Consider the following 16,023-nt stretch of genomic DNA (forward strand, 5'->3'; position numbering starts at 1 on the left):
TGCAATGAAACGTGAAGGAACGTTTCATGAAACGATAGCTGACACGCTTTTGTGCAACAAAAATAGAAAAATTTGATTTAATCTGTTGTTTTAAAAGATAAAAATTAAATTGAAGAGAAAATAAGCTCCCTGGCATACCCCTTGCTTTAGAAATATCAACGAACGATAACAAGTTGATAACAAGAGGACGGGATATGTCTCTACACTCCCCAGGGCTGGCGTTTCGCGCTGCGCTCACTAAAGAAAACCCATTACAAATCGTTGGCACCATCAACGCCAATCACGCTCTGCTGGCTCAACGTGCCGGGTATCAAGCGATTTATCTCTCCGGCGGCGGTGTCGCTGCGGGGTCGCTGGGGCTGCCGGATCTCGGCATTTCTACCCTTGATGATGTGCTGACTGATATTCGTCGCATTACGGATGTTTGCCCGCTGCCATTGCTGGTGGATGCGGATATCGGTTTTGGATCGTCTGCATTCAACGTGGCGCGTACCGTCAAGTCGATTTCCAAAGCGGGTGCTGCTGCGCTGCATATTGAAGATCAGATTGGCGCTAAGCGCTGCGGTCATCGTCCGAACAAGGCGATCGTCTCGAAAGAAGAGATGGTCGACAGGATCCGCGCAGCCGTTGATGCGCGCACCGATCCCAACTTTGTGATTATGGCGCGGACCGATGCGCTGGCGGTGGAAGGATTAGAGGCTGCCATCGATCGTGCCCAGGCGTATGTCGAAGCGGGCGCTGACATGCTATTCCCGGAAGCCATTACCGAACTTGCGATGTACCGCCAGTTTGCCGATGCGGTACAGGTACCAATTCTCGCCAACATTACTGAATTTGGCGCCACACCGCTGTTTACCACCGATGAACTGCGCAGCGCGAACGTTGCGATGGCGCTATACCCGCTGTCAGCTTTCCGCGCCATGAACCGCGCGGCGGAGAAGGTTTACAACGTGCTGCGTCAGGAAGGTACGCAAAAGAACGTTATCGACATTATGCAGACGCGCAACGAGCTGTACGAAAGCATCAATTACTACCAGTTCGAAGAGAAACTCGACGCGTTGTACACAAAAAAGTAACCGTCGTAGGCCGGATAAGGCGTAGCCGCCATCCGGCAATAAATTAGTACCCTACATATTACAATAATGACGAGGACAACATGAGCGACACAACGATCCTGCAAAATAGTACCCATGTCATTAAACCCAAAAAATCGGTTGCGCTGTCAGGCGTCGCTGCCGGAAATACTGCCTTATGTACCGTGGGTAAAAGCGGTAACGATCTGCACTATCGTGGCTACGATATTCTTGATCTGGCACAACAGTGCGAATTTGAAGAAGTTGCGCATCTGCTGATTCACGGGAAATTACCCACCCGCGATGAGCTCACCGCCTATAAAAGCAAACTGAAAGCGCTGCGCGGATTGCCCGCTAACGTGCGTACCGTACTGGAAGCGCTGCCTGCCGCCTCGCATCCGATGGACGTGATGCGCACTGGTGTTTCCGCGCTGGGTTGTACGCTGCCGGAAAAAGAAGGACATACCGTCTCCGGCGCACGCGATATTGCCGACAAACTGCTGGCTTCGCTCAGTTCTATCCTCCTGTACTGGTATCACTACAGCCATAACGGCGAGCGCATTCAGCCGGAGACCGACGATGATTCTATTGGCGGTCACTTCCTGCATTTGCTGCATGGTGAAAAGCCATCACAAAGCTGGGAAAAGGCGATGCACATTTCGCTGGTGCTGTACGCCGAGCACGAGTTTAACGCTTCTACCTTCACGGGGCGTGTGATTGCGGGAACTGGCTCTGATATGTACTCCGCGATTATCGGTGCGATTGGCGCACTGCGTGGGCCGAAACACGGCGGAGCGAATGAAGTATCGCTGGAGATCCAGCAACGCTATGAAACGCCGGATGAAGCCGAAGCAGATATCCGTAAACGCGTTGAAAATAAAGAAGTGGTGATTGGCTTTGGTCACCCGGTTTACACCATCGCCGACCCGCGCCATCAGGTGATCAAGCGTGTGGCGAAACAGCTTTCTCAGGAGGGCGGTTCGCTGAAAATGTACAACATTGCCGACCGTCTGGAAGAGGTGATGTGGGAAACGAAAAAGATGTTCCCTAACCTCGACTGGTTCTCGGCAGTCTCTTACAACATGATGGGCGTCCCCACGGAAATGTTCACACCGCTGTTCGTTATCGCCCGCGTCACTGGCTGGGCGGCGCACATCATCGAACAGCGTCAGGACAACAAAATTATCCGTCCTTCCGCCAACTATACCGGCCCGGAAGATCGCGTATTTGTCTCGATTGAAAAACGTTGCTAATGCAAAACCTCTAAAGATAAAAAACAGGAAATGTACCCTATGTCTGCACATATTTCGAACGTCCGCCCTGAATTTGACCGTGAAATCGTTGATATCGTTGATTATGTCATGAACTACGAGATCACCTCGAAGGTGGCGTATGACACCGCGCATTATTGCCTGCTTGATACCCTTGGCTGTGGCCTGGAAGCGCTGGAATATCCGGCCTGTAAAAAACTGCTGGGGCCGGTTGTACCGGGTACCGTCGTCCCGAACGGTGTGCGCGTACCAGGTACCCAGTTCCAGCTCGATCCGGTGCAGGCGGCGTTTAACATCGGTGCGATGATCCGCTGGCTGGACTTTAACGACACGTGGCTGGCCGCAGAATGGGGTCATCCTTCCGATAACCTCGGCGGTATTCTGGCGACGGCTGACTGGCTGTCGCGCAATGCGGTGGCGGTGGGTAAAGCGCCGTTAACCATGAAAAAAGTGTTAACCGGAATGATTAAAGCCCATGAAATTCAGGGCTGTATCGCGCTGGAAAACTCCTTCAACCGCGTCGGTCTGGATCACGTCCTGCTGGTAAAAGTCGCCTCCACGGCGGTGGTTGCCGAGATGCTTGGCCTGAACCGGGATGAAATTCTCAACGCCGTCTCGCTGGCGTGGGTCGACGGTCAGTCGCTGCGTACCTATCGTCATGCGCCGAATACCGGCACGCGTAAATCCTGGGCGGCTGGCGATGCCACCTCACGTGCTGTACGTCTGGCGCTGATGGCGAAAACCGGTGAAATGGGATATCCATCTGCACTGACGGCGAAAACCTGGGGCTTCTATGATGTCTCTTTCAAAGGCGAATCTTTCCGCTTCCAGCGCCCGTACGGTTCGTACGTGATGGAAAACGTGTTGTTTAAAATTTCCTTCCCGGCAGAGTTCCACTCGCAGACCGCGGTAGAAGCGGCGATGACGCTGTACGAGCAGTTACAGGCCGCAGGTAAGACCGCTGCCGATATCGAAAAAGTGACCATTCGTACGCATGAAGCCTGTATCCGCATCATCGATAAAAAAGGCCCGTTGAATAACCCGGCGGATCGTGACCACTGCATCCAGTACATGGTGGCTATCCCGCTACTGTTCGGACGCTTAACGGCGGCAGATTACGAAGACGGCGTGGCGCAGGACAAACGCATTGATGCACTGCGTGAAAAGATTAACTGCTTCGAAGATCCGACCTTTACTGCGGATTACCACGACCCTGAAAAACGCGCCATCGCGAATGCCATCACGCTTGAATTCACCGACGGCTCACGCTTTGAAGAAGTGGTAGTGGAATACCCAATCGGCCACGCGCGCCGTCGTAACGACGGTATGCCGAAGCTGGTCGAGAAGTTCAAAATTAACCTGGCGCGTCAGTTCCCGACCCGTCAGCAGCAGCGCATCCTAGATGTCTCCCTGGACAGAACTCGCCTGGAGCAGATGCCGGTCAATGAGTATATGGACCTTTATGTAATCTAAACCTGCGTGCGGCAAGGCGTAAGTTCAACAGGAGAGCATTATGTCTTATAGCGAGTTTTATCAACGTTCTATTACGCAGCCGGAGTCGTTCTGGGCCGAGCAGGCCCAGCGTATTGACTGGCAGCAGCCGTATACGCAGGTGCTGGACCACAGTAATCCGCCGTTTGCCCGCTGGTTTTGCGGCGGTACGACCAATCTGTGCCACAACGCAATTGACCGCTGGCTGGAGAAACAGCCTGACGCGTTGGCGCTGATTGCCGTTTCTTCAGAAACTGAAGAAGAACGCACGTTTACCTTTCGTCAGCTGTATGACGAAGTGAACGTCGCGGCGGCGATGTTGTTGTCGCTGGGCGTACAGCGTGGCGATCGGGTACTGGTTTATATGCCGATGATCGCCGAGGCGCACATTACGCTGCTGGCCTGCGCACGTATAGGGGCGATCCATTCGGTGGTGTTCGGTGGTTTCGCCTCGCACAGCGTAGCGGCGCGTATCGACGACGCCCGACCGGTGGTTATCGTGTCGGCGGATGCCGGGGCGCGCGGCGGTAAAGTCCTGCCGTATAAAAAGCTGCTCGATGATGCGATCGATCAGGCGCAGCATCAGCCGCGTCATGTGGTATTAGTCGATCGCGGTCTGGCGAAAATGGCGCGGGTAGAGGGGCGAGACCTCGACTTTGCCACGCTGCGCCAGCAGCATCTCGGCGCGCGGGTACCGGTTGCCTGGCTGGAGTCGAACGAAACGTCCTGCATTCTCTACACCTCCGGGACAACCGGTAAACCGAAAGGCGTCCAGCGCGACGTTGGCGGTTACGCGGTCGCGCTGGCGACCTCGATGGACACTATTTTCGGCGGCAAGGCAGGCGGCGTGTTCTTCTGCGCGTCGGATATCGGCTGGGTAGTTGGGCATTCGTATATCGTGTATGCCCCACTACTGGCGGGGATGGCGACAGTGGTTTACGAAGGGTTGCCAACGTATCCAGACTGTGGCGTATGGTGGAAAATTGTTGAGAAGTATCAGGTCAGCCGGATGTTCTCCGCCCCAACCGCCATCCGCGTGCTGAAGAAATTCCCGACCGCGCAAATCCGCAATCACGATCTCTCCTCGCTGGAGGTGCTGTATCTGGCGGGTGAGCCGCTGGATGAACCGACCGCCAGTTGGGTAACGGAAACGCTGGGCGTCCCGGTTATCGACAACTACTGGCAGACTGAATCCGGTTGGCCGATTATGGCGATCGCTCGCGGGCTGGACGACCGCCCGTCGCGGCTGGGTAGCCCAGGCGTGCCGATGTACGGATATAACGTGCAGTTGCTCAATGAGGTGACCGGCGAGCCCTGCGAAGCGAATGAAAAGGGCATGCTGGTGATTGAAGGGCCGCTGCCGCCGGGCTGTATCCAGACTATCTGGGGTGATGACGCGCGGTTTGTGAATACCTACTGGTCGCTGTTTTCTCGTCAGGTGTACGCCACCTTTGACTGGGGTATTCGCGATGCGGACGGCTATTACTTTATCCTTGGTCGTACGGATGATGTCATCAACGTGGCCGGGCATCGGTTGGGGACGCGTGAGATAGAGGAGAGTATTTCCAGCTATCCGAACGTTGCCGAAGTGGCTGTGGTCGGCGTGAAGGACGCACTGAAGGGGCAGGTAGCGGTCGCGTTTGTCATTCCGAAACAGAGCGACAGCCTTGAAGATCGCGACATCGCACATTCGGAAGAGAAGGCGATTATGGCGCTGGTGGACAGTCAGATTGGTAATTTTGGCCGTCCGGCGCATGTCTGGTTTGTGTCGCAGTTGCCGAAAACGCGCTCTGGCAAAATGCTTAGACGGACGATCCAGGCGATCTGTGAAGGCCGCGATCCTGGCGATCTAACGACCATTGACGATCCCGCGTCGTTGCAGCAAATCCGTCAGGCGATCGAAGAGTAACATCGTGTGATGCCCGGTGGCGCAATGCTTACCGGGCCTTTTAGTATCGTAGGCCGGATAAACCACGTGAGTGGTGCATCCGGCAAAGAGGCTTTTACAGCGCGACGCTTTCGCGACGACGCAGCAGGGAAAACGGCCCCGGACCGCTAAGGGTAAATACGGAAATCAGCGTGAAGCTCAGCGCAATAATCCCCAGCACCAGATAAGCTCCCTGGAAACCAATACTCTCATACATTTTCCCGGCCAGAACTGACATGAAAATCATGGCTAACTGTTTGAAGAAACAGAAACACACCAGATAAATCGTGGCCGAGAAACGTACTTCGAACTGGCTGGTGATGTACTTGAAGCAGCCGACGATCAGGAACGGTATCTCAAACATATGCAGCGTTTTGAGAATAACGACCTCCAGTGCAGTGGTGGCGAATGACGAGCCAATAATCCTTACCGACATAATCGTACCGGCCAGCAGCAGGGCGTTCTTTCCGCCAATTCGGTTCACAATCAGCGGTGCAAAGAACATGATCGAGGCGTTGAGTAATTCTCCCATCGTCGTGACGTAGCCAAACACGCGGGTACCCTGTTCGCCGGTGGCAAAGAATGAGGTAAAGAAGTTGGCGAACTGCTGGTCAAACACATCGTAAGTACAGGAAACGCCGACCACATACAGGGAGAGGAACCAAAGTTTCGGCTGTTTAAATAACTCCAGCGCCAGCTTCAGGCTGAATGCCGAGTTATTGGCGCCTACCGCATCCGCGACTTTTGCAGAAGAGGGGGCATCTGTTTTTGAAAATAACAGCAGCAATGCCAGAATGACCGCACAGCCAGAGCCTAACCAGAAGACGAATTGGTTATTGATGGTGAACATAATTCCGGCAATCGAGGCGCACAGCGCCCAGCCCACGCAGCCAAACATGCGCGCGCGACCAAATTCAAAGTTGCTTCTGCGGCTGGCTTTTTCAATATAGGCTTCAATCGCTGGGGCACCGGCATTGTAAATAAAGCCAAGGTAAATCCCGCCGACAATTGAACCCAGTAAAATATTAACCTGCAATAATGGGCCAAATACGTAAATAAAGAACGGGGCAAACATTACCAGCATGCCGGTAATTACCCACAGCAGATGTTTACGCAGGCCAAGCTTATCGGACAGTAGCCCGAAAATTGGCTGGAATAACAAGGAAAACAGTGAGATACAGGCGAAGATGATGCCGGTATCGCCTTTGCTGATATGGTTTACATCGTGTAACCAGATAGGGAAGAAGGGGAAATACGCACCCATAATAAAAAAGTAAAAGAAGAAGAAAAAGCCAAACATCCAAAAGTTAGTGTTTTTTAAATAATACATAACAGACTTCCTATAAATGCGGGCAGGTATCAACCTGCCCTGCTTATATTATTATTTTTGGCCCCAGACGAACTGGAAGTGGTAGCGTCCGGCGCTCAGCTGGAATTCCGGCGACACGGAAGGACTCCACGAATCATCGCCGCCGACGCCCATATGGAAGCCATCAATATTGAGCCAGGTGCCCGCCTCAGGTTGCAGCAGATGGCGGTGGCTGGTTTCCATCAGTTGCTGCTGGCTAAAGCGGCTGATGTTGAACAGGAAGTCTCCGCGCCACTGGTGCGCACCGTAGTACAGTTCGCGCGTGCCGCAGCGCAGACCGTTTTCGCTCGGGAAAACATACGGGGTGTACATCTCATCAAGCGACAGATCCCAGCGATCGAAACAGGCGGCGCCCAGACGGTCCGGGTAGTTCTCATGCGGGCCGAGACCTAACCAGTTCACTCGCTCCGCAACCTGCGCCAGCTGGCAGCTCAGGCCGATGCGGGCCGGATGCGGCGTACCGCTGGCAACGTCGACATCCACCGTTACCTGCATTTCACCATTGCCGTCAATACGGTAGCTTTTTCGGCTGATGAACAGCGTTTCACCCTGATACTGCCACGCATGTTCGGTGGTGATCAGTACCGCACTGCTCAGCGTATCGGCAGTACAGTACAGTAACGTTGCTTCAGCCTGATAGTGACCGGCGGCCTTCCAGCGTTCAACCCAGGCATTAGGGTCGATGCGGGTTGACTCGCTCACGCCGATGTCGTTGTCCAGCGGCGCGCGGGTGAACTGGTCAGTAAGCGGGCTTACCAACTGGGCTTCATCGCTAATCCAGTATTGTGTTAGCAGGCCGGATTGACGATCGAATTGCCAGCGTGTGTTGTTGGCCACCACGGTAAAATTGCTCTCACTAACATCCAGATGTGGTGCGCTGCTGGCGTGTGATGGACGTACCAGGCTGAGCTTCTCTTCCAGCTTCCACTGTTGCCAGGCGCTGATATGCCCGGCTTCTGACCATGCGGTTGCCTGAGGCTGCTCTACGCGCACCGTCAACCACAGTTCGCCTGCGGTGTCCGGCATCGGAACGTTCGGCAGGGTAATCACCTGGCGGCCCTGTGGGGCGATATTCAGAACGATTTCTCCGGCGGCCAGCGGGTTGCCGTCAAGGGCAATCGACCAGTGCAGAACTTCGTTATCGCTGCGGCGGAACAGATATTCGCTGGTCACTTCAATCTGGCGTTCAGCGCCCGGCAGTAACGTGAACTGGAAAAACTGCTGTTCATGCTTGGCCTCATATAACGCCGGATGCGGAGTGCGATCGGCGAACACCAGCCCGTTCATGCAAAACTGACGATCGTTAGGCGTGTCGCCAAAATCGCCACCGTAGGCTGACCATGCTTTGCCGTTCTCATCATATTTGGTCAGCGACTGATCCACCCAGTCCCAGACAAATCCGCCCTGCAGGCGCGGATACTGACGGAACGCTTGCCAGTATTTAGCGAAGCCGCCAAAGCTGTTGCCCATAGCGTGGGCGTATTCACAAAGGATCAGCGGACGCTGTTCGCCGGGCATCGACAGCCACTTTTTAATCGACCATTTGGGTACTGCGGGGAAGGGCTGATCCTGATCGACGCGGGCGTACATCGGGCAAATAATGTCGGTGGCGGCAGTATCAGCTCCACCGCCCTCGTACTGCACCGGACGTGACGGGTCTTCTGATTTTATCCAGCGGTAGAGCGCGTCGTGATTGACTCCATGGCCGGATTCATTGCCCAGTGACCAGATAATAATGCTCGGGTGGTTGCGATCGCGCTGCACCATGCGCGTGACGCGCTGGCTCATGGCAGGCAACCATGCGGGATCGTCGGTGAGGCGATTCATCGGCACCATGCCGTGGGTTTCAATGTTGGCTTCGTCGACTACATACAGGCCGTAACGATCGCACAGGGTGTACCACAGCGGATGGTTCGGGTAATGGGAACAGCGCACGGCGTTGAAGTTATTCTGCTTCATCAGGATGATGTCCTGCACCATCGTCGCCTCATCCATCACCTGGCCGTTGACCGGATGGTGCTCATGGCGGTTGGTACCGCGAATCAACAGCGGCTTGCCGTTTAACAGCAACAGGCCGTTTTCGATACAAACCTGACGAAAACCAACGTCACAGGCTTCCGCTTCAATCAGTACTCCGCCTGCGGTGTGTAACTGCACAACGGCGCGGTACAGATTGGGCGTTTCGGCACTCCATAGCGCCGGTTTTTCGACGTTCAGACGCAGAGTCACCCGGTCATGATAAGCGCCGCGTTCATCAATGATCTCGCTGCCGAGCGGTGAGGTCGTTTCGTGGGTGAGCGTTTCACTTTCCCACAATTGCAGGGTGACGCGTAAATCTTCGTTCTCGTTGCCACCCACTCTGACTTCCGCTTTCAGCGTGGCGCGGCTGAAGTCGTCATTAAAACGGGTATTAATGCGCAGGTCGCGGATTTGCGTAGTGGGCTTATGCAGCAGGGAGACATCGCGAAAAATGCCGCTCATGCGCCACATGTCCTGGTCTTCCAGATAGCTGCCGTCGCTCCAGCGCAGCACCATCACAGCCAGACGGTTTTCGCCGCGCAGCAGATAATCGCTAAGATCAAACTCAGACGGCAGACGGCTATCCTGACCATAGCCGACCCAGCGACCGTTGCACCACAGATGAAACGCGGAGTTCACGCCGTCAAAAATAATGCGCGTCTGGCCTTCCTCTAACCACGCGTCTTCAACATTAAATGTGAGCGAGTAACATCCTGTCGGGTTCTGTGCCGGAACGTACGGAGGATTCACCGGGATTGGGTAGGTGACGTTGGTATAAATTGGCGCATCATAACCGGCCATCTGCCAGTTAGAGGGGACGTTGATGATGTCTGCCTGTGGCAGATCGCTTGTCAGCCAGCTTTCTGGGACAGCCTCCGGCGCGGCAAACCAGGCAAATTGCCACTGGCCATTCAGCGAGCGTAACTGACTCGAACGCTGATTGGTACGTGCATCATCCGCTGAGCGCCAGCTACAGAATGGCGGATGTGCTTCCAGCCGGTTGAGCTGCGTGACGCCGGGATTTTCCCAGTCGCGGCGGGCCAGAACAGCGGAGAGTGAATCTGTGTTCAGGTTCATAACGGTATCCTGTTTGAATTTGTTACTCGCTCACAATTTCAATCAAAATACGAACAAGCGCTCCTTGCTGTAAAGGATGGGGCGTTCAATAAGTGAACTGACTCACACAATTGTTATGCGTTCACAATTTGGGTGTGAGCTGAGAAACTTGCCGCGCCAGCTGGATCAGTGAATCAGCCAGCGCCTGGGGAGTGGTGGGTTGCGTATCGGGAGGCAGAACCGTTTTGCGCTTGACCAGGGTGACGGGAAGCAGTTGGTTACCTACGCTGGAGCCGCCACGGGGGAGTTGCAATAGCCTGTCGACGCTGGTTTCACCCAGCAACGGAAAATCCTGCCTGATGGTGGTCAGCGGTGGGATGTAACAGGCGCTGTCTTCGGTGTCATCGTAGCCAATTACCGATATATCCACTGCAACCCGCAGACCGAACTCGCTGATTGCCCGCATCGCGCCCAGCGCCATTTGATCGTTAGCGACCAGCATGGCGGTAGGGAGGTTGCCGTTATTCAGCATGTGCATCGTTTGCTGAAAACCAGACATCGCGCTCCAGTCGCCTTCCAGCTCCACAACGGGTTGTAGCTGGTAATGTGCCAGATACTTGTGCCAGCCCGCATGCCGAAGCCTTGCTGAAACGGAAGTGTGCGGCCCGCTCAGCAGGGCGATCCGTTGATGTCCGTGCTGCACCAGATGTTCAACGCCAAGGTGCGCGCCGTCGTCATGAGAGAAAATCACGCTGTTAATTGGCGTCAAGTCAGAGACATCGAGAAACAGCACCGGCACTGTACCGCAGGCAGCTGCCACGGCAATGGCATCTTCTTCATCCAGCGGATAGTTGATGATAAGCCCGGTTACGCGTTGAGAAAGCAGATTGTGGACCGCGGCTTTACAGGACTCAACGCCGCTGCGCTCGACCATGGCGATCACCACGCTGGCACCTGACTGGTCGGCGCGGGATTTTATGGCAGCAACGATTTGTGAGGGGGCATGCAGGGCAAGGTTTGCCGTCACAACGCCAATCAGTGGCGTCTGTTTGCCAGCCAGCTGCTGTGCAACGCGGTTAGGAATGTAATTGAGTTCCGTCATCGCGGCCTCAACTTTCTGTCGGGTTTTTGCGGAAACGTGGCTGGCCTGGTTCACGACGCGAGAGACGGTCTGGTAAGAGACACCTGCATGGTCTGCCACATCGTATAGCGTTACCGGTTTCACGTTTATCACCCCTGTCATGACGTTATCTGTGCGCTATGATGCCACAGCGGGACGGTTTTGGGGTATTTGCGCATGGGTTCTGCGAGGCGCATTCCAGGGTTTGAGGATAGCGTGATGAAGGATTTATCGCCGTTATACCTAACAGAAGAAAAAAGTGAGGATATTGTGAGCGATTCTGCGGCTAAAAATATTCTGTCCATCTACCGACGCCATGCGGATGCTTTTGCCAGCCAGCGCTCGCGCACCTTGTTCGAGAAAAGCTGGCTCGATAAATTTATTTCCGTGATGGGCGGGCAGGGCAGCATTGTGGATATTGGCTGCGGCAACGGTCAGCCGATCGCCGGTTATTTTATCCAGCAAGGTTTTCAGCTTACCGGCGTTGATGGTTCCTCGGCGATGCTGGCGCGGGCCCGAAACACTTATCCTGCACAGCGCTGGCTGGAACAGGATATGCGCGAGTTGGCACTCAATGAGACTTTCGATGGACTGATCGCCTGGGACAGCTTTTTCCATTTAACTCAGCAGGACCAGCAAAAGATGTTCCCGATTTTTGACCGCCTCAGCCATCCCGGTAGCGCGCTGATGTTTACCAGCGGTACGGACAACGGCATCGCGATGGGGCAATTTGAAGGTGAGCCGCTGTTTCACGCCAGCCTCGCGCCGGATGAATACCGCGCACTGCTGTCAGCACACGGTTTTGCGGTGGTCGAGATGGTGATGGAAGATCCGCACTGCACCGGGCACACCATCTGGCTGGCGCAAAAAAGAGGCTAATCACCGCGAAAGGTTTTACGCCATTCAGCCGGGCTAACGCCAAAGTGGGATTTAAAATGCTGGCGCCAGGTGACAGGCGACTGAAAACCAACCTGTTCTGCGATGCGTTCAACGGGTAACTGGCTGGACTCCAGCAACGTCTGGCTACGGCGCAGGCGCTCGGCAATCAACCATTCGGCCACGCTTGACCCTGTGGCCTTCATAAAATGACGGGTGAGGGTGCGACGGCTCATCATCACCCGTTGCGCCAGCTCGTCAAGATTATGCGGTTCATGGAGATGCTGGCGCAAATAGTCGAGCAGGACGTTGATGCGCTGATCTTTGGTATTTTTCGCCACCGGTTGCTCGATAAACTGTGCCTGGCCGCCCTCGCGATGTGGCGGCACAATCATCCGTCTGGCAATCTGATTCGCCACCGTGCTGCCAAAACGCTGGCGGATGACGTACAGGCAGCAATCCAGCGCAGCGGCGGTGCCTGCCGAGGTAATAATACCGTCGTCATCCACGTACAGCGCGTTGATATCCAGATGAGCTGCCGGAAAGCGGGCCTGAAAATCCTGCTCGAACTCCCAGTGCGTAGCCGCCCGTTTGCCATCCAGCAGACCGGCGTAGCCGAGGACAAACGCACCCAGGCATAACCCAACAATCTGCGCGCCGTTTTGTCGCGCACGATTGAGCGCATCAAGCAGGCTTTGTGGTGGCCGATGTGCCGTGGTACCCCACCAGGGGATCACCACAATGTCGGCGGCCTCCACCGCTTCATAGCCGTAGGCTGCGTTAATGGAGAAGCCATCCTGCGAGGAAACGATGCCCGGCTGTTCTGCACACAGTTGCACCTCAAAACGCTTTTTCGTCGCCACTTTGTCACTGAAAATAATGCACGGCACCGAGAAGTGAAACGGGCTGAAATCTTCCACGGCAACAATGGCGACGTTAAGCGGTTGCATACGAGTCCTCTGTGGAGTTTAAAACGTCAGGGTTTCGCCATCTTCCGGCACGTTAACGAATTGCGCAATCTGGTTGTCGCAGGCGTACTCTTTCAAGGCTGCGCGGGTCAGCAGACAGTGGTTAATCGCCTCCATGTGGGTCGCCACAATTTGTGCTTCGGGCAGCGTGAAGTGGGTTTTTAGCACATCTTCCGCGCCCATGATAATTGGGCCAAACCCGATAACGTGAGCAAAGCCTGCGTTCAGAATGACCACGCCTGGCTGGAAAGTCCGCATGTTGGTTTCCACCTCGTCGCGCCAGATGGTGTCCCCGACCAGATACAGCGTTTTTTCCGCCGGATGCTGGAAGATAACTCCGCAGGCATCACCCAGACGCTCAGCCATTTGCGGGATGGCGTAAGCGCGATCCGAACCGTGCTGGCCGCCGGTTTTACGCAGGGTGATATCACCAAGCGCAGTGTTTTGCGTCAGTACGGTCAGTTGCGTGAAACCTTGTTCCCGCAGTACCTGCGCATCGCGATCGTTTTGCACATAAATCGGTTTGTCTTTCGGTACGACACGAGCCGCGGATTCATCCCAGTGGTCTTCATGCAGATGGGTCACGATCAGCGCATCAACGTTGAGCAGGGTGTCGATATCGACAGGCAGATCAACGGTCGGGTTGCGGATCTCGGCGCGAGCCGTACCGGCAAAGCCCGGATAAGTACCTTTTGCCGCCAGCATAGGGTCGATCAGAAAGGTTTTGCCACCAAAAGTGATGTGCTGCGTAGCGTTACGGATTTGCGTGATGTTCATGGTGTTTGCTCCACGTGTTGGGTCAGTGGTGTCATCGTAGAGTGTTGTCCAGAAGATGAATGTGGGCAAATGGGCGACTAGCGATGGGATTGGGCCAACTGCAGATTACAGATATTGATAACATAATTAAGGTAATTTAATATTTCCTTGGTGACTCGTTATTTAATACGCAGTTGTTTTTATCGAGCTGAATAAGAATGCTGTTATTTAAATACGGACAGATTTATATAATGCGAAGCGGCCCTGGAAAATATATTGAATATATGCAACGTATTATAGCCAGTAAAACAGATCGCGAACCATGAAATAAGAATGCTATCATTCACACCAGACGCGGCAGGCAACTGCTGGCATATGCATTTACCCCGGAGCAACTGATGAACAACGACATTCCGCTAAAATATTATGATATTGCCGACGAGTACGCGACCGAGGCCGCAAAGCCGGTGAGCGACACAGAACGTGACGCGCTGGCGCACTACTTCCAGCAGTTGATCACCCGTTTGATGAACAACGAAGAGATCAGCGAAGAAGCGCAGCAGGAGATGGCTACCGTGGCAGGTGTCGACGCTCAGCGTATCGATGATATTGCGGAGTTTCTCAATCGTTGGGGTAACGAGTAGCCAAAGACATGGCCTGTGTTTTACACTGCGCGCAAATTGAGTAGGTATACTCTACAAGTAATAGGTTTAATCAGGCGGAAACAGCAATGAACGGAACAATCACAACGTGGTTTAAAGATAAAGGCTTTGGATTTATCAAAGATGAAAACGGCGACAACCGCTATTTTCATGTGATTAAGGTTGCTAATCCTGAGCTGATCAAGAAAGACGCGGCGGTGACTTTTGAGCCCACCACCAACAACAAAGGCTTGTCTGCCTACGCGGTAAAAGTCATACCAGACAGCAAGTACATCTATATTGCAGGCGAGCGTCTGAAGCTCACCTCGATCAAGTCATTCCTGGTCTACAGCGAAGAAGTCCCTGTAGAGACCCGTATCGACAAAGAAAATGCTGTGCTGTCTGTCGGCGTGCTGATGAACAGCATCCGACCGAAATCAGACGTCAAACCTGGCGAGATGCGCACGTTGAAAAAACTGGCCATCACCACCTTCCAGGGCACGACGCTGATCTTCTCTGAAGATGAAATCGACATCGACGCGACGGTGAAACTGCTTAAGGTCTGAAGCTCTTCGGCGTGATAAATGCCGAAACTCTGCTGATTACGGGGTTTCGGCTTTTTTTGGGGGAGGGATGACTAACAATTAAACAACTGTTTTGTGAACTTTGTAAGTTTAGATTTTTATTGAAAAAGAAAAAACATTTCAAGTTTTCACCACCATATAGTTTATAATACGAAAAACATACCCATTAATTATTACTTTGGTTCAAAAATAATCCCATTATTAATGGCTGTTGATTCTGTCTGTTATTAATAACATGTAATAATTAGAGACAATTATTACTGATTTTGGCATATTGTAATTATTGTTGTGATTTATAGAAATTTTGTGCTCTATGCTATAATTAGTGCTGTAGGAAAAACATTTGGATTGTTACAAATATTTAAATAATTTCGGAAGAATAGGTTGAAAATATTTATTAGTGTTAAAAAAGATAGTATTTGATTATGATTCTCTTTATCACTATACAAACTTGAGTAATATTTTTTCGTACAAATTATGAACATATTCATTTGAAGATTGTGGTAAAAGTAAGAGGTTAAGATAGCTTCTACAGTACTCCTCAGGAGCCGATGAACGTTGTCACTAGGATTTAATAATTTACATAAAATTCAACAAGATGAATTGATGTGGTATAGTTGTGTGGGTAGAAATAATGCTTTCTAGGGGAATAGTCGCTTAGTCTACTGAACATAAAAATCTAAGTCTTGGGTAATAAATTTGCAGTTCTTGATTCAATAAAACAGGCATTTCAAATGTGGCTAGATGAACTGCTTGGAAATGTTATAGATATCTTAATATAAAATTTTATATTTCCTTCATTACTTAATTTCTCCCATGGACTTGAAATGGAAAGGGGTTTGTGGCTTGATCTAACTTCAAAGTATGATTGA

The 16,023-nt window shown here is 52.9% G+C and carries 12 protein-coding genes; 7 read left to right on the forward strand and 5 right to left on the reverse strand.

Annotation, left to right across the window (positions count from 1 at the left end; all coding sequences use genetic code 11):
• Positions 1-194: 194 nt before the first annotated feature.
• The 4 genes from prpB to prpE all read left to right on the forward strand — a co-directional run bounded on the left by prpB (position 195) and on the right by prpE (position 5,744).
• Positions 195-1,076 (forward strand): methylisocitrate lyase, encoded by an 882-nt coding sequence (gene prpB / locus OGX97_RS15440; protein WP_003830903.1) that lies wholly within the window; start codon positions 195-197, stop codon positions 1,074-1,076.
• An 80-nt stretch (positions 1,077-1,156) separates the two neighbouring features.
• On the forward strand, positions 1,157-2,326 hold the full coding sequence (gene prpC / locus OGX97_RS15445) for a bifunctional 2-methylcitrate synthase/citrate synthase (RefSeq protein WP_057067076.1): 1,170 nt from the start codon (positions 1,157-1,159) through the stop codon (positions 2,324-2,326).
• Between the two features lie 39 nt (positions 2,327-2,365).
• Positions 2,366-3,817: a bifunctional 2-methylcitrate dehydratase/aconitate hydratase gene (locus tag OGX97_RS15450; protein WP_032942477.1), complete on the forward strand. Its 1,452-nt coding sequence runs from the start codon at positions 2,366-2,368 to the stop codon at positions 3,815-3,817.
• Positions 3,818-3,857: 40 nt separating this feature from the next.
• Positions 3,858-5,744: a propionate--CoA ligase gene (gene prpE, locus OGX97_RS15455; RefSeq protein WP_057067078.1), complete on the forward strand. Its 1,887-nt coding sequence runs from the start codon at positions 3,858-3,860 to the stop codon at positions 5,742-5,744.
• Positions 5,745-5,838: 94 nt separating this feature from the next.
• Here prpE and OGX97_RS15460 read toward each other — a convergent pair whose 3' ends face one another.
• From OGX97_RS15460 to OGX97_RS15470, 3 genes are all read right to left on the reverse strand, one after another.
• The gene (locus tag OGX97_RS15460; RefSeq protein WP_153686868.1) at positions 5,839-7,092 is read right to left on the reverse strand and encodes an MFS transporter; all 1,254 of its coding nucleotides are present in this window, start codon (positions 7,090-7,092) and stop codon (positions 5,839-5,841) included.
• A 51-nt stretch (positions 7,093-7,143) separates the two neighbouring features.
• A complete protein-coding gene (locus tag OGX97_RS15465) occupies positions 7,144-10,227 on the reverse strand; it encodes a beta-galactosidase (RefSeq protein ID WP_279850374.1) in 3,084 nt (1,027 codons plus the stop codon).
• A 121-nt stretch (positions 10,228-10,348) separates the two neighbouring features.
• Positions 10,349-11,431, reverse strand: coding sequence for a LacI family DNA-binding transcriptional regulator (locus tag OGX97_RS15470; RefSeq protein WP_279850375.1), 1,083 nt, complete (start codon positions 11,429-11,431; stop codon positions 10,349-10,351).
• A 165-nt stretch (positions 11,432-11,596) separates the two neighbouring features.
• On the opposite strand from OGX97_RS15470, the gene OGX97_RS15475 reads away from it, so the two are divergent.
• On the forward strand, positions 11,597-12,205 hold the full coding sequence (locus OGX97_RS15475; protein ID WP_369702198.1) for a class I SAM-dependent DNA methyltransferase: 609 nt from the start codon (positions 11,597-11,599) through the stop codon (positions 12,203-12,205).
• On the opposite strand, the gene OGX97_RS15480 is transcribed toward OGX97_RS15475, so the two are convergent.
• Both OGX97_RS15480 and OGX97_RS15485 read right to left on the reverse strand, forming a co-directional pair.
• The gene (locus tag OGX97_RS15480; RefSeq protein WP_137377064.1) at positions 12,202-13,152 is read right to left on the reverse strand and encodes a GlxA family transcriptional regulator; all 951 of its coding nucleotides are present in this window, start codon (positions 13,150-13,152) and stop codon (positions 12,202-12,204) included. The two genes, OGX97_RS15475 and OGX97_RS15480, sit on opposite strands and share 4 nt — an antisense overlap.
• Positions 13,153-13,170: 18 nt before the next feature.
• The gene (locus tag OGX97_RS15485; protein ID WP_032942484.1) at positions 13,171-13,947 is read right to left on the reverse strand and encodes an MBL fold metallo-hydrolase; all 777 of its coding nucleotides are present in this window, start codon (positions 13,945-13,947) and stop codon (positions 13,171-13,173) included.
• Positions 13,948-14,324: 377 nt separating this feature from the next.
• Between OGX97_RS15485 and OGX97_RS15490 the strand changes: the two genes are divergently transcribed.
• Both OGX97_RS15490 and OGX97_RS15495 read left to right on the forward strand, forming a co-directional pair.
• Complete coding sequence (locus OGX97_RS15490) at positions 14,325-14,570, forward strand: YmjA family protein (RefSeq protein ID WP_003021350.1); 246 nt, start codon at positions 14,325-14,327, stop codon at positions 14,568-14,570.
• Between the two features lie 86 nt (positions 14,571-14,656).
• Complete coding sequence (locus OGX97_RS15495) at positions 14,657-15,133, forward strand: cold-shock protein (protein WP_003830914.1); 477 nt, start codon at positions 14,657-14,659, stop codon at positions 15,131-15,133.
• The last annotated feature ends 890 nt before the right edge of the window (positions 15,134-16,023 follow it).

The sequence above is a fragment of the Citrobacter sp. Cpo061 genome (assembly GCF_030332845.1).
In the GTDB taxonomy this organism is placed as follows: Bacteria; Pseudomonadota; Gammaproteobacteria; order Enterobacterales; family Enterobacteriaceae; genus Citrobacter; species Citrobacter portucalensis.

Bases quoted from the DNA above. Each gene is read 5' to 3' on its own strand.
- prpB (WP_003830903.1), top strand. From the start codon at position 195: ATGTCTCTACACTCCCCAGGGCTGGCGTTTCGCGCTGCGCTCACTAAA.
- prpC (WP_057067076.1), top strand. From the start codon at position 1,157: ATGAGCGACACAACGATCCTGCAAAATAGTACCCATGTCATTAAACCC.
- OGX97_RS15450 (WP_032942477.1), top strand. From the start codon at position 2,366: ATGTCTGCACATATTTCGAACGTCCGCCCTGAATTTGACCGTGAAATC.
- prpE (WP_057067078.1), top strand. From the start codon at position 3,858: ATGTCTTATAGCGAGTTTTATCAACGTTCTATTACGCAGCCGGAGTCG.
- OGX97_RS15460 (WP_153686868.1), bottom strand. From the start codon at position 7,092: ATGTATTATTTAAAAAACACTAACTTTTGGATGTTTGGCTTTTTCTTC.
- OGX97_RS15465 (WP_279850374.1), bottom strand. From the start codon at position 10,227: ATGAACCTGAACACAGATTCACTCTCCGCTGTTCTGGCCCGCCGCGAC.
- OGX97_RS15480 (WP_137377064.1), bottom strand. From the start codon at position 13,152: ATGCAACCGCTTAACGTCGCCATTGTTGCCGTGGAAGATTTCAGCCCG.
- OGX97_RS15485 (WP_032942484.1), bottom strand. From the start codon at position 13,947: ATGAACATCACGCAAATCCGTAACGCTACGCAGCACATCACTTTTGGT.
- OGX97_RS15490 (WP_003021350.1), top strand. From the start codon at position 14,325: ATGAACAACGACATTCCGCTAAAATATTATGATATTGCCGACGAGTAC.
- OGX97_RS15495 (WP_003830914.1), top strand. From the start codon at position 14,657: ATGAACGGAACAATCACAACGTGGTTTAAAGATAAAGGCTTTGGATTT.